At 71.3% G+C, this 13,200-nt stretch carries 14 protein-coding genes; 10 read left to right on the top strand and 4 right to left on the bottom strand.

The genetic code is table 11. The features are described from left to right. Window positions 1-96: 96 nt before the first annotated feature. On the top strand, window positions 97-786 hold the full coding sequence (mftR, locus tag G3I56_RS32785; RefSeq protein WP_343240117.1) for a mycofactocin system transcriptional regulator: 690 nt from the start codon (window positions 97-99) through the stop codon (window positions 784-786). A 135-nt stretch (window positions 787-921) separates the two neighbouring features. Here the strand turns inward: mftR and mftG are convergent, their stop codons facing one another. Further along, a complete protein-coding gene (gene mftG / locus G3I56_RS32780; RefSeq protein ID WP_164415389.1) occupies window positions 922-2,469 on the bottom strand; it encodes a mycofactocin system GMC family oxidoreductase MftG in 1,548 nt (515 codons plus the stop codon). 142 nt (window positions 2,470-2,611) lie between these two features. Here mftG and mftA point away from each other — a divergent pair, with 142 nt between their 5' ends. The 9 genes from mftA (at window position 2,612) to G3I56_RS32735 (ending at window position 10,301) form a co-directional block, all read left to right on the top strand. After that, on the top strand, window positions 2,612-2,758 hold the full coding sequence (mftA, locus tag G3I56_RS32775; protein WP_164415387.1) for a mycofactocin precursor MftA: 147 nt from the start codon (window positions 2,612-2,614) through the stop codon (window positions 2,756-2,758). An 8-nt stretch (window positions 2,759-2,766) separates the two neighbouring features. Beyond that, window positions 2,767-3,051, top strand: coding sequence for a mycofactocin biosynthesis chaperone MftB (mftB, locus tag G3I56_RS32770; protein ID WP_164415385.1), 285 nt, complete (start codon window positions 2,767-2,769; stop codon window positions 3,049-3,051). Next, window positions 3,048-4,274, top strand: a complete 1,227-nt coding sequence (gene mftC / locus G3I56_RS32765) for a mycofactocin radical SAM maturase (RefSeq protein ID WP_164415383.1) — start codon at window positions 3,048-3,050, stop codon at window positions 4,272-4,274. Before mftB ends, mftC begins: the two co-directional genes overlap by 4 nt. Continuing rightward, the gene (gene mftD / locus G3I56_RS32760; RefSeq protein ID WP_164415381.1) at window positions 4,267-5,472 is read left to right on the top strand and encodes a pre-mycofactocin synthase MftD; all 1,206 of its coding nucleotides are present in this window, start codon (window positions 4,267-4,269) and stop codon (window positions 5,470-5,472) included. The genes mftC and mftD overlap by 8 nt, the downstream gene beginning before the upstream one ends. A gap of 2 nt (window positions 5,473-5,474) precedes the next feature. Next, complete coding sequence (mftE, locus tag G3I56_RS32755) at window positions 5,475-6,206, top strand: mycofactocin biosynthesis peptidyl-dipeptidase MftE (RefSeq protein ID WP_164415379.1); 732 nt, start codon at window positions 5,475-5,477, stop codon at window positions 6,204-6,206. Then, entirely contained in the window at window positions 6,203-7,636 is a 1,434-nt protein-coding gene (gene mftF, locus G3I56_RS32750) for a mycofactocin biosynthesis glycosyltransferase MftF (RefSeq protein ID WP_164415377.1), read from the top strand. Before mftE ends, mftF begins: the two co-directional genes overlap by 4 nt. 125 nt (window positions 7,637-7,761) lie before the next feature. Next, entirely contained in the window at window positions 7,762-8,943 is a 1,182-nt protein-coding gene (locus G3I56_RS32745; protein ID WP_164415375.1) for a hydroxylase, read from the top strand. Then, a complete protein-coding gene (locus tag G3I56_RS32740; RefSeq protein ID WP_164415373.1) occupies window positions 8,940-9,512 on the top strand; it encodes a flavin reductase family protein in 573 nt (190 codons plus the stop codon). The genes G3I56_RS32745 and G3I56_RS32740 overlap by 4 nt, the downstream gene beginning before the upstream one ends. Before the next feature lie 99 nt (window positions 9,513-9,611). Beyond that, window positions 9,612-10,301 (top strand): hypothetical protein, encoded by a 690-nt coding sequence (locus G3I56_RS32735; RefSeq protein WP_343240116.1) that lies wholly within the window; start codon window positions 9,612-9,614, stop codon window positions 10,299-10,301. 62 nt (window positions 10,302-10,363) lie between these two features. On the opposite strand, the gene G3I56_RS32730 is transcribed toward G3I56_RS32735, so the two are convergent. The 3 genes from G3I56_RS32730 to G3I56_RS45135 are packed head-to-tail and all read right to left on the bottom strand — an operon-like array spanning window position 10,364 to window position 13,080. Beyond that, entirely contained in the window at window positions 10,364-11,131 is a 768-nt protein-coding gene (locus G3I56_RS32730; protein WP_164415369.1) for an SDR family oxidoreductase, read from the bottom strand. 8 nt (window positions 11,132-11,139) lie between these two features. Then, entirely contained in the window at window positions 11,140-11,904 is a 765-nt protein-coding gene (locus G3I56_RS32725) for an SDR family NAD(P)-dependent oxidoreductase (RefSeq protein WP_164415367.1), read from the bottom strand. Window positions 11,905-11,949: 45 nt separating this feature from the next. Further along, window positions 11,950-13,080 (bottom strand): acyl-CoA dehydrogenase family protein, encoded by a 1,131-nt coding sequence (locus G3I56_RS45135; RefSeq protein ID WP_164415365.1) that lies wholly within the window; start codon window positions 13,078-13,080, stop codon window positions 11,950-11,952. Window positions 13,081-13,200 lie beyond the last annotated feature (120 nt).

Genomic DNA, 13,200 nt, shown 5'->3' with positions numbered 1-13,200 from the left:
GTTGTTGTGCGCGACAACAGCGGCTCGCCTGCGATGATTCCCCGCGTTGCCGCCGGGGTGGGTGTCCGGGGGCTCGGCCGATGCATGATGTGCGGTGTGGTTGCTGACACGGGACGGCGGGAGAGCGTGGCGGGCGGAGCGGCTGGGGTGCGGTCGGCGGAGTACCCGGCGGGCGGTGACGCCCGGGAAGGGGCGACCCGTACGGGCCGGCCTCGGGTCACCTCGCGGGCCGCTCTCGAACGCCTGGGCTTCGAGCTCTTCGCCCGGCAGGGCTTCGACGCGACGACTGTCGACGACATCGCTGCCGCCGCAGGCATCGGCCGACGTACCTTCTTCCGCTACTTCGCCTCCAAGAACGACCTCGTGTGGGGCGACTTCGAGGACCAGCTGGTGAGGCTCGAGCACCTGCTGGCGGCGACCGACCCAGCCGCTCCGATGATGGACGCGCTGCGCGGCGCGGTGGTCGAGTTCAACCGTTTCGACCCGGCGGTGGTGCCCTGGCACCGGCAGCGGATGACGCTGATCCTGCGTGTGCCCACGCTCCATGCCGACTCGACCGTGCGCTACACGACGTGGCGGGCGCTCGTCACGGAGTTCGCCGCGCGGCGCATGGGCCGGCCGGTGTCCGACCTGCTGCCGCGGCTGCTGGGGCATGCCGCTCTGGCCGCGTGTATCGCCGCCTACGAGCACTGGCTGGAGGACGAGGAGGCGAGTCTGGGCGCGCTGCTGGATCAGGCGATGCGGCAGCTCGCCATTGGGTTCGACGGGGCGTTTCCCGGTCCGTAACCCATGTTCGGCGGGAGAACTGCTGCGAGGGGTTGTCGGTTCGGTGCGGCGCCGTCGTGGCTGGTCGCGCAGTTCCCCGCGCCCCTTGTAGGGCGCTGTACCGAACGGGGGTTCAACGGTCCCGCCCACAACTGCCTATCCCGCGGAGCGCATCGCGTCCGCGATCAGCTCGCCGATGAGGACGGCGGTCGCCGCCGGGCCGCGTAGTGGGGCCGAGGGGAGGATCGAGGTGTCCGCGACTCGGAGGCCCCGTATGCCGTGCACCCTCCCGTACGGGTCGACGGCGGGGCCCATGGGGACCGTGGCGCAGGTGTGGTGGGAGGTGCCCAGGTGGGCGTGGATCCAGGTGTCGAGCGACCGGTCGTCGTCCAGTGTCCCGGGGCCCGGCTCGACGAGGCCGGCGGACACCTTGCCGAAGGCGGGGGCGGCGAGCAGCGCGGCGGTCGTGCGGACGGCCTCGCGCATCCGGCGTCTGTCCTCGGGGGTCCGTAGGTAGTTGTAGTCGAGGCTCGGGGGTACGTCGGGGTCGGCGGACCGGGTACGCATACGGCCCCCGAGACCGGGTGACTGGACGGACACGAGGAACGCGAGGGGCGCGAGAGGCGCTCCGGGCACGGTCACCGTCCCGCCGACCAGTCCGGACAGGGGGACGAGTGACTGGAGGATCTCCAAGTCGCCGTCCGGGTGGTGACCGTCCGACGCTGGCAGATGCAGGCCCCCGCCGAGCCAGGAGCCGACCGGTTCGGGTAGGGGGGAGCGGGGCGTCCACTCCATGACGATCTGGGGATGGTCGCCGAACCGGACTCCGACGGCGGGGGCGTCCCGGACGACGGCGATACCGAGGCGTTCCAGGTCGTGGCGCGGTCCGACGCCCGAGAGGTGCAGCAGGTGCGGGGAGCGCAACGCCCCGGCGCACAGGACGACTTCGCCGCCTTCCACGGTCTCGCGGTGCCCATCACGTTCGACGACCACGCCGGTCGCGCGGCCGTGCTCGATGACGATCCGGTGGACCGTACTGCCGCCCCGCACCGTCAGGTTGGGCCGGTCGAGCGCGGGGAGCAGGTAGCTGAGGCCGGTGTTGAGACGTAATCCGTCGACGGCGTTGCACGGGACCGGTCCGAACCCCGGTCCCTGTTGGGCGTTCTTGTCGGGCTCCGGTGGAAAACCCAGGTGGTGGGCCGCGTCCCGGAACGCGACGGCGGCGGGGTGCCGCAGGTCCGTGCGCCGTACCCGCACCGGGCCGGTCGTCCCATGCGACACGTCGGCGCTGTGGTCGAGATCGGTCTCCAGCGCCCGCAGGAACGGCAGCACACCGTCGTACGACCAGGCGGCGCCGCCCGCTGCCGACCACCGGTCGAAGTCCTCGCGCCGGGCTCGCACGAAGTACCCGCCGTTGACAGTGGTCGAGCCACCGAGGAAACGCCCCCGGACGACCGTGTACGGCCGCCGCGGTGTGAGGTGCGCCGGGTACCGACGCACCGCGGGGTTCCCTGGCTGTGCGCCGGGCACGAGCCGCGCGTCCAGCAACTCGGCCGGGAACGCCGAGAGTTGGCGGGGCACCGGGCCGGACTCCAGTACCAGCACGGTGCGATCGGGGTCCTCCGTCAGCCGGGCCGCGAGGGCGGCGCCGCTGCCGCCGGCCCCTATGACGATGACGTCGGGCGTCATCTGTGCCTGGTGCATGGGGAGTTGACCTTCTCCTGGGTCCGTCGAATGTTCCTCGCGTGTCTCTCGCGGTTCTCGTGGCTCCCCGCCCCTTCACTTTCGGCACTCGGTGCCATTATTCTCCGGATGTCCGATGGGAGCGATGTACAGGGAGAGTCGCATGACCGAGATCCACGTCACCCAGTCCGTCCCGGCCACCGAGATCCGGGGTGAGGCGACCCCGGCCGAAGAGTCGTTGGAGTCGCTGATCGAGGCGGACGACCTCATCGAGGAGGTCTCCATCGACGGCATGTGCGGCGTCTACTAGGCCGCGCCATGACCACGGCCGGCGTTTTGGACCTCGACCGGGCCTGGGACCTGCATCCGCAGGTCTCCGTACGCCCGGAGCCCTTCGGTGCGCTGCTCTACCACTTCGGGACCCGCAAGCTCTCGTTCCTCAAGGACCGTCGCCTGCTGGTCGTCGTCCAGTCCCTGGCGGCGGCGCCCACGGCCCGTGCCGCCTGCCTGGCGGCGGGCCTCGGCGATGACGAACTCCCTCGCTACGGCCGGGCGTTGGCAGTCCTTGTCCAGTCGTCGATGGTCGTCGGAAGGACACCATGACCGCTCCCGTTACTGCCACGCCACGGCTGGTCGACCTGTTCGAGCACGGGCTCGACGCGCCGATCTGTCTCACCTGGGAGCTGACCTACGCCTGCAACCTGGCCTGCTCCCACTGTCTGTCCAGCTCCGGCCGGCGCGACCCCCGTGAGCTGAGCACCGAGGAGGCCAAGGCCGTCATCGACGAGCTGGAGGCCATGCAGGTCTTCTACGTCAACATCGGTGGCGGCGAGCCGACCGTCCGCGCCGACTTCTGGGAACTCCTGGACTACGCCACCGCACACCACGTGGGCGTGAAGTTCTCCAGCAACGGCGTCCGCATCACCCCCGACGCCGCCGCCCGCCTGGCCCACTACGACTACGTGGACGTCCAGATCTCCCTCGACGGCGCGACCGCCGACGTCAACGACGCGGTGCGCGGGACCGGTTCGTACGCCACAGCGCTGCGGGCGCTGGAGAACCTAGCCGCCGCCGGAATGCGGAACTTCAAGATCTCCGTGGTCTGCACCCGGCACAACATCCCGCAGCTGGACGCCTTCAAGGCGCTCGCCGACCGCTTCGGTGCCCAACTGCGCCTGACCCGGCTGCGGCCCTCCGGGCGCGGCGCCGACGTCTGGGATGACCTGCATCCGACGGCCGGCCAGCAACGGGAGCTGTACGACTGGCTGTTGGCGCACGGCGAGAACGTGCTGACCGGGGACTCCTTTTTCCATCTCTCCGCGTACGGTGAGGCGTTGCCCGGTCTCAACCTGTGCGGTGCCGGACGCGTCGTCTGTCTGATCGACCCGGTCGGTGACGTGTACGCCTGCCCGTTCGCCATCCACGACGAGTTCCTCGCGGGCAACGTCCGTGAACCGGGGGGCTTTTCGGGGGTGTGGCGCGGCTCGGAGCTGTTCCGGCGGTTGCGGACCCCGCAGCACGGCGGAGCCTGCGCCTCCTGCGCGTTCTACGACACCTGCAAGGGCGGCTGCATGGCCGCGAAGTTCTTCACCGGGCTGCCGCTGGACGGCCCCGACCCCGAGTGCGTACAGGGATACGGCGAGGAACTGCTGGCCCAACGGGACGGAAGCCGGGTGCCGAAGCCGTCCGGCGACCACTCCCGCACGACGGTGGACCTCGTCCTCACCCGCCGGCCACCGGTCAGGCCGCCGGTAAGCGACTGCGACGAACACCCACTGGCCGGGCTGGAGTTGACGCCCACCGGAAAGGACGCGAGACATGCCTAGGAACCCCTGGTTCGAGACGGTGGCCGAGGCGCAGCGCCGGGCCAGGAAGCGGCTGCCGAGCTCGGTCTACGGCGCGCTCGTCGCGGGCTCCGAGCGCGGGCGCACCATCGACGACAACATCACGGCTTTCGCCGAACTGGGCTTCGCCCCGCGCGTCGTGGGCCATCACGCGCAGCGCGACCTGTCGACGACAGTGCTGGGCGTGCCCACCGCGCTGCCCGTGCTCATCTCGCCGACCGGTGTGCAGGCGGTCGACCCGGACGGGGAGGTGGCCGTGGCCCGGGCCGCCGCGAACAGGGGCGTCATCATGGGCCTCAGCTCGTTCGCGAGCAAGCCGGTGGAGGAGGTGTCCGACGCACAGCCGGACTTCTTCTACCAGCTGTACTGGAGCGGCACGCGCAGCGCGATGGTCCAGCGCATGGACCGGGCGAGGGCGGCGGGCGCCAAGGCGCTCATCGTCACCCTGGACTGGTCGTTCTCCCACGGCCGGGACTGGGGCAGCCCCGCGATCCCGGAGAAACTCGACCTCCGGACCATGCTGAAGTTCGCCCCCGACGTGCTGCCCAGGCCCGGCTGGCTGTGGCGCTACGCCAGATCCGGGCGCGTCCCCGACCTCACCGTGCCCAACCTGAGAGCGCCCGGCGGCGAGGCGCCCACCTTCTTCGGTGCCTACGGCGAGTGGATGCAGACCACGCCGCCGACCTGGGAGGACGTCAAGTGGCTGCGGGCGGAGTGGGGCGGCCCCTTTCTGCTCAAGGGGGTGACCCGGGTCGACGACGCCAGACGGGCGGTCGACGCCGGGGTGTCGGCCCTGTCCGTGTCCAACCACGGCGGGAACAACCTGGACACCACCCCGGCCACGATCCGCGTGCTCCCCTCCGTCGCGGAAGCCGTCGGCGACCAGGTCGAAGTCCTCCTGGACGGCGGCATCCGACGCGGCAGCGATGTCGCCAAGGCCCTCGCCCTCGGCGCCCGAGCCGTCCTGATCGGCCGCGCCTATCTGTGGGGCCTGGCCGCCAACGGGCAGGCCGGTGTGGAGAACGTGCTGGACATCCTGCGCGGCGGCCTCGACTCGGCCGTACTGGGCCTCGGCCACTCCTCCGTCCATGAACTGTCGCCCGGGGACCTGGTGATACCGCCGGGCTTCCCACTGACCCTGGGCGGCGCCGGCCTGCCTGGACCCGCTCCGGTCGCCTGACCATGGCGGCCCACGTCCTGGCTGACGCCGTCTGGTCGGCCGTACCGTCCGGTGCGCTGGTCCTCGTCCCGGTCGGGTCCACCGAGCAGCACGGCCCGCATCTGCCGCTCGACACCGACACCGTCGTCGCGCGTGCCGTCGTACACCGCACGGCGGACGCCCTGCCCGGGTCGTGGGTGGCACCGCCGGTCACCTACGGAGCCAGCGGCGAGCACGCGCACTTCCCGGGGACCGTCTCGATCGGGCACGAGGCGCTGCGCGCGGTGGTCGTGGAACTGACGCGCTCCCTCTCCCTGTGGGCGGGCCACGTCGTGTTCGTCAACGGCCACGGCGGCAACACCGCCAGCCTCGACACAGCCCTCGGTCAACTCCGCGCCGAAGGCCACGACATCGCCTGGACCGGCTGCGGGACACCAGGCGGCGACGCGCACGCCGGCCGCACGGAGACCTCCCTGATGCTGCACCTGGACCCGGAGCGCGTACGGCTCGGCGCGGCCCTCGCGGGCGACACGCGCCCTCTGACCGACCTCCTGCCGGACCTCGTGGCCCACGGAGTCCGCGCGGTCTCGCCCTCCGGCGTGCTCGGCGATCCCGCCGGGGCCTCGGCCGAGGAGGGCCGCCGGACGATGGACGCGATGGTGTCGGCCGCGGTCCGCCGGATCGGCGCGTGGACGGTGGACGAGCGGGGCCGCCTCGCTGATCCGGCCCGCCGGCCCGGGACCGTACGCCGATGACGCTTCCCGTCGGAGTCGGCGTGGTCGTCGCGTTCGACCGGCATACCAAGGTCATCGACGGTGGTCGCGCGCTCGTCGGCGGGTTCCCCACCCGGCTGCTGCGGCTGACGCCACGGGCCCGCGGACTCCTCGTCGGCCGGACAGTTCCCGTACGGGACAAGGCGAGCGCGCTCCTCGCGGACCGGCTGATCGACCGCGGCATGGCACATCCCGTCGTCGACTCGCTGCCGTTGCCGCCCGACCCCCGGTACACGGTCGTGATCCCGGTCCGCGACCGTGCGCGTCAACTGGAGCGGCTGCTGCGCAGCATCGGCACAGGAGGTACGGGCGGTACAGGCGGTATGGGCGGCACGGGACCTCCCGTGATCGTGGTCGACGACGCCTCGCGGCACCCGGCGGCCTTGGCGGCCGTCGCCGCTCGGTACGGCGCCCGCCTGGTCGCCCTGGACACGAACGCAGGCCCCGCCGGTGCGCGCAACGCCGGCCTCCGCCATGTGAACACGCCGTACGTCGTCCTCGCCGACTCCGACATCGTGCTGGACCCCGACACGGTGCCGACCCTGCTCCGGCACTTCGCCGATCCCAGGGTCGCCATGGCCGTACCCCGCATCACCGGGCTGACCAGCGACGCCACGAACTGGATCGAGCGGTACGAGAACACCCGGTCCTCCCTCGACCTCGGCGCCCACCCGGCCCTCGTGCGCCCCGGCACGCCCGTCTCCTGGGCGCCGACGGCCTGTGCGGTGGCGCGGGTGGACGCGCTGCGGGACGGGTGCGGGTTCGACGAGGGGATGCGGGTGGGGGAGGACGTCGACCTGTGCTGGCGGCTGGTCCGGGCGGGGCAGCGGGTGCGTCACGAACCCGCCGTCAGGGCCTCCCACGAGCATCGGACGCGGGTGGGCGACTGGTTCCTGCGCAAGGCCGTGTACGGGACCGGGGCGCATCCGCTCGCCCTGCGGCACCCCGAGTTCATCGCACCGGCCGTGTTCGCGCCCTGGAGCGCGGTGTTCGCCGCCGCGCTGCTCGCCCAACGGCGCTGGTCGGCGCCGGTGGCGGGGACCGTTCTCGGGATCGTCGTCCTGCGCATCGGCCGTAAGTTCGACGGCACCCGGCATCCGTACCGGCTGGCCGTGCCGCTCGCGGGCAACGGCGCGCTCGCCACCCTGGCACAGACCTCCGCGCTGCTCACCCGGCACTGGTGGCCGCTCACCGCCGCCGGCTGCCTGGTGTCCCGGCGGATGCGCCGGGCCGCCGCGGTCGCCGCTTTGGCCGACATCGCACTTGAGTACCGGCGCGGTGACGGTTCACTCGACCCGCTCCGCTACGGCGTCGCCCGCCGGCTCGACGACCTCGCCTACGGCGCCGGCGTGTGGTTCTCCGCCCTCAAGGGCCGCTCCACCGCCGCGCTGCGGCCCCGCGTCACCCGCTGAGGCGGGCCTGTCCCGGTCAGCGGAAAGCGCTCAGCGGGCCTCGGGAGGCGTCACGACACTGTTGACATCCTGCCGCCGGGGACGTGCGGCGTACGCGATGGATCAGTCACCAGGAGGTGTGCGGCGTGACGCATGAAGTGGTCGGTCGTGTCGAGGAGCTGGGTTCCGAACTGGCCGCACTCGCAGACGAGAACGAGTCACTCGGCAAACTGGGCGACCGGACCGTCGAACTGCTCCGGTCGGCGGGGGTCATCCGGCTCCTGCAGCCCAAGGAGTTCGGCGGATTCGGCGCCCACCCCCGGGACTTCGCGGAAGCGGTGATGGAGGTCGCCCGGCACGACGGAGCCGCGGGCTGGGTGGCCGGGGTCGTCGGGGTGCACCCCTGGGAGCTGGCCCAGATGGATCCCCGGCTCGCACACGAGGTGTGGGACGAGAATCCGGACACCTGGATCGCCTCTCCCTACATGCCCAACGGCATCGCCGAACCGGTCGACGGCGGCTATGTCCTCAGCGGACGCTGGCCGTTCTCCTCGGGCAGCGACCACTGCGGCTGGGACTTCCTCGGCGCGCTCCTGGGCGACGGCAAGGGCAGGCCCGCCGGGCCCATCACCGTCCTGCACGTCGTACTGCCCCGCTCGGACTACGAGATCATCGACGGCACCTGGGACGTGGTCGGACTGTCCGGCACCGGCAGCAAGGACGTCGTCGTCGACAAGGCGTTCATCCCCGACTACCGGGCCATCCGGCAGGAGACGGTCCAGGACGGCGCCGCCGCGGAGGCCGTCGGGCTCACCGACACCCTCTACAAACTGCCCTTCAGCTCGATGTTCCCGCTGGGCATCACCGCGGCCGTCATCGGCATCTGCGAGGGCGCGCTCGCCCTGCACCTGTCCCAGCAGAAGGAACGGGTCGCCGTGACCGGCGTCCAGGTGCGCGACGACCCGTACGTCCTCTACGCAGCCGGCGAGGCCGCGGCGGAGATCGCCGCCTCCCGGGTCCAACTCATCGACGGCATCAGCCGGTTGTACGACCAGGTCGAGGCGGGCAAGCCCATCAGCCTGGAGGACCGGGCCAACGTACGACGAAACCAGGTCCGTTGCGCCTGGCGGGCCGTCGCCGCCCTGGACGAGATCTTCGCCCGATCCGGCGGCAACGCGATCCGGAAGGGCAACCCGATGCAGCGGTACTGGCGCGACGCGCATGTCGGACTTCAGCACATGATCCATGTGCCGGGAGCCGCCTATCACGCGAACGCGCTGGCCGCGATGGGCCTCGAACTGCCCGAACCGATGCGCATCCTGATATGAGCGACGGCGCGACGCACTCCGGGACGGCGGACGCGCAAGCGATCGACGGGCGGCGGTTCCGCGACGTCCTGGGCAACTTCCCCACGAGCGTGGTCGCCGTCACCACCACGGACGCCGAGGAACGGCCGCACGGGATGGTCGTCGGTACCTTCACGTCCGTGTCGCTGGACCCGCCCCTGGTGTCCTTCCTGGCGGACAGCTCCTCCGCGACCCTGCGGACGATCAGGACCGCGGGCCGCTTCTGCGCCAACGCGCTCGCGGGCAACCAGGAGCGGCTGTCGCGGCAGCTGGCGGCGGGGCCGACCGGGCAACGGTTCGAGGGCGCCACGTGGCAGGCGTCGGCTCTGGGCAATCCCGTGCTGGACGGGATCATCGCCTGGGTCGACTGCGCGGTGGAACAGATCGTCGGGATCGGCGATCACCTGTTGGTCGTCGGGCGGGTTCGGGACCTGCGCGTCGAGTCGATGAAGACCCCGCTGCTGTTCTTCCGGAGCGGATACGGCGACTACCTGTCGAGCGCGAGCGTGCTCATGGACAGGCTCGTCGGCTGGGACGAGATCGGTCGGTAGACACCGGCAGACACCGGTGGAAACCGGTCGGCATACAAGGGAGCCGCAATGAAGAAGGACCTCTATATAAGACTCCAGAGAGTTTCGGCGTGGTGTGGTGTGTTCCTCTTCGTGGGATTCCTCGTCGCGTTCGCCGTGGGCCACCTCACGCCGCCGATGAGCCCGACGGAGAGCCCCGACGACGTCGTCGCCTTCCTCAAGGACCATCGCACGGGGATCCTCACCTGTGTCGCCCTGATGGTTCTGCTCGTCCCCTTCGAGTACCCCTATGTCATCGTGACGAGCCTGCAGCTGCGCCGGGTCGAGGGCGGCTGGGGACTGCTGTCAATGACCCAGCTCACCACGGGCGTGGTGGCCCCGCTGGGGTTCTTCTTCCCGCTCGCGATCCTCGCCGCGGCGGCCTACCGTCCGGAGGCCCACTCCGTCGACGTCCTGACCGCGATGGTCGACATCTTCTGGCTGATGTTCGTGGGCAACGCCTGCATCTTCGTCCTCCAGGTCTGGTCGATCGGATACGCCGCGTTCATCGACCACACCCGGGAGAAGCCGCTCTTCCCGCGCTGGTACGGCTGGCTGAGCATCGTGCTGGGAGTGACGCTCATCCCGGGCGCCTTCGTCTTCCTCAACCAGGACGGGCCGCTCGCCTGGAACGGAATCCTCGCGAACATCGTCCCCTCGGTCGCGTACGCCGTCTGGAAGATCGCCACGCCGTACGTGCTGCTGAAGGCGATCACCAACGAGGAGCAGGAACTGGCCGGAAAGCCGGAGAACGAACCGGTGACCGTGTAGGACGGCCTCAATACGGCTGGGGCCCCGCGACGGTTGTCGCGGGGCCCCAGCCGTGTTCCTGGCTAGACCGACAGCGCGAATCCGCCCGTCACACGCAGCGTCTCACCGGTGACGAAGGACGCCTTCGACGAGACCAGATACAGCAGCGCCTCGACGATGTCCTGCTCCCGGCCCTCCTGCCGCAGGATCTGCTCGCCCAGGACGCGTTCGGCCTCGGCGACGGACAGTTGAGCCCGTACGGCGTCGGTGAAGATCAGGCCCGGCGCGATCGCGTTGACCCGGATGCCGTCGGCGGCGAACTCGCGCGCGAACGACACTGTCAGACCCCGTACGGCCAGCTTGGACACGCCGTAGATGCTTCGGCTCGCATAGGCGGCCGACGACGAGATGTTGACGATGGAGGCGCCGGGCCGGCCCCGCATGGCCTGCTGGGCCGCGAGCGTGCAGATGACGGTGCCCATGACGTTGACGTCGAGGACTCGCCGTACCTTGGCCAGTCCCAGTTCGGTGAACGGCCTGTTGTAGGCGGCGTGCAGGCCTGCGTTGTTGACCAGGATGTCGAGTCCGCCGTGGCGTTCGGCGATCCCGCTCACGACCGCGCCGACCTCGTCCTCGTCGGCGACGTCACAGGTGACCCCGGTCGCGCCCAGGCCCTTCGCGGTGAGTTCGGCGGCAGCCTCGGCCGCCGCTTCGCCGTCGATGTCGGCGAGCACGACATGTGCGCCGAGGCCCGACAGGGCCTCCCCGAACGCCTTGCCGAATCCTCGGCCGCCCCCGGTGATGAGGGCGACCTTGCCCTGGTGTTCCGCGTCTTGCGAGATTTCCGGCATTCAGGACCTCACTTCGGGCCGAACCGCTGGCCGGCGTCCAGACGCAGGCACTGGCCGTTCAGCATCGGGTTGTCGACGACGGCGAGGGCGAGCTTCGCGTACTCCTCGGGATGCCCCAGCCGCCGGGGGAACGCGGCGTCCTTGACCAGTGCGGCCCGTACCTCGGCGGGGATCCTCTCGGTGGCGCCCGTCTCGAACAGGCTGGGCGCGATGGCGACGACGCGGATGCCGAGCGAGCCGAGATCGCGGGCCATGGTGAGGCTCATGCCGGCGATCGCGGCCTTGGCCGCCGAGTAGGCGACCTGGCCGATCTGCCCCTCGAAGGCGGCGATCGACGATGTGTTGACGATGACGCCCCGCTCGCCGTCCGGCTCCTCGGGCTCGTTGCGGCTCATGTGCGCGGCGGCCAGCCGGCTGACGTTGAAGGTGGCGACGGCGTTGAGGTCGAGCACCCGGCGGAAGGTCTCCAGGTCGTGCGGCCCGTCCTTGCCGAGCGTGCGCTGTACGCTGCCGCCGCCCGCGGTCGTGACCGACACATGCAGCCCGCCCAGGGCTTCCACGGCGGCACCCAGCGCGCTCTCCGACGCCTCGAAGTCGGTCACGTCGACGGGGTGGAAGCTTCCGCCGAACGCGGCGGCGACCTCGGCGCCCGCCGACGCCGGACGGTCGAGTACGGCGACCTCGGCGCCGCGGGCCGCGAGCAGCTCGGCGGTGGCCCGGCCCATGCCGGAGGCGCCGCCGAACACCACGGCCTTCTTGCCCTTGATCTCCATCGGGAACCTTTCGGGTCTGCTTCGGATCTTCGCGCTTCTTCTCGCTCAGGCGGACGCGACTGCGGGAGAGGACCGCAGGAGGGCGCACAGACGGTCGCGGTGGACGGCCGCGTCGCCGTACAGGACGCTGTCCGCCCTGGCCCGGCGCAGATAGAGGTGGAGGTCGTGCTCCCAGGTGAAGCCGATGCCGCCGTGCAGTTGGAGCGCCCGGGCCGCGACTTCGCCGGATCCCGCCGAGACGTACGAGGCGGCGGCACAGGCAGCGCGGGCCGCGTCGTCGGTGTCCGCGTCGGCGGCCATCGCCGCGTAGTGGGTGGCCGCGCGGGTGCCGTGCACGAGTAGTGCCATGTCGGCGGCGGAGTGCTTGACGGCCTGGAAGATGCCGATCGGCTGCCCGAACTGCACGCGGGTCGTGGTGTGTTCGACGGTGAGCTCCAGCAGGCGTCGCATCACGCCGAGCGCGTCGGCGCACCGCAGCACCGACGCCTCGTCGAGCAGCCGCTGGATGGCGGCGGGCCCGTCGGTGAGGCGGCGGTCGCGCGGGACGCGTACGCCGTCCAGACGGACCTCGTGGAACGCGCGGGTCGGATCGAGGGTGCGTTGGCGCCTGACCGTGACGCCTGGGGCGTCACGGTCGACGAGGAACGAGGCCGGGCCGCCTTCGTGCAGGGCGGTGACGAGCAGCCAGCGGGCGCCGCCGGCATCCTGCACGGCCGTCTTCACCCCGTCGAGGACGAACGTGTCCTCGACGGCGCGGGCGGTGGCGCGGACGCCGTCGAGGGACCAGGGGGCCCGCGGCTCGGCGAACGCCCAGGTGGCCCAGGACGACCCGGCGGCCAGGACGGGCAGCACCTCCGAGCGCAGACCGGGCGAGCCTCCGGCGGCAAGGGCCCGGCCGACGACGGCGGTGGGCGCGAACGGCCCTCGCCCGAGGGCGCACCCCAACTCCTCGGCGACGAGGGCGAGTTCCACCAGCCCCTGGCCGCTGCCGTCGTACTCCTCGGGCAGGCCGAGGCCGGGCCAGCCGAGATCGGCGGTGAGTCGCCACACCTCGGGGTCCACGTCCTCGTCGCGGTCCAGCCACGCCCGTACGTGCTCGATCGGGGCCCGGTCCGCCAGCAGGTCGCGCGAGGCTTCGCGCAGCATGCTCTGCTCTTTGCTGAGCTCGAAGTTCACCGGAACAAGGTATCCTCTTTTCCAGGCCGGGTCGAGGTGCGCGACTGTTCAGCGGTTGCTGACCGCATAGTTTCAGGGAGATCTACGGAGAACCTGTTGATCTCTCCTCAATTTAAGTAC

This window comes from Streptomyces sp. SID12488 (assembly GCF_010548275.1).
Lineage (GTDB): Bacteria > Actinomycetota > Actinomycetes > Streptomycetales > Streptomycetaceae > Streptomyces.
This window is presented reverse-complemented; position numbering and strand designations above follow the sequence as displayed.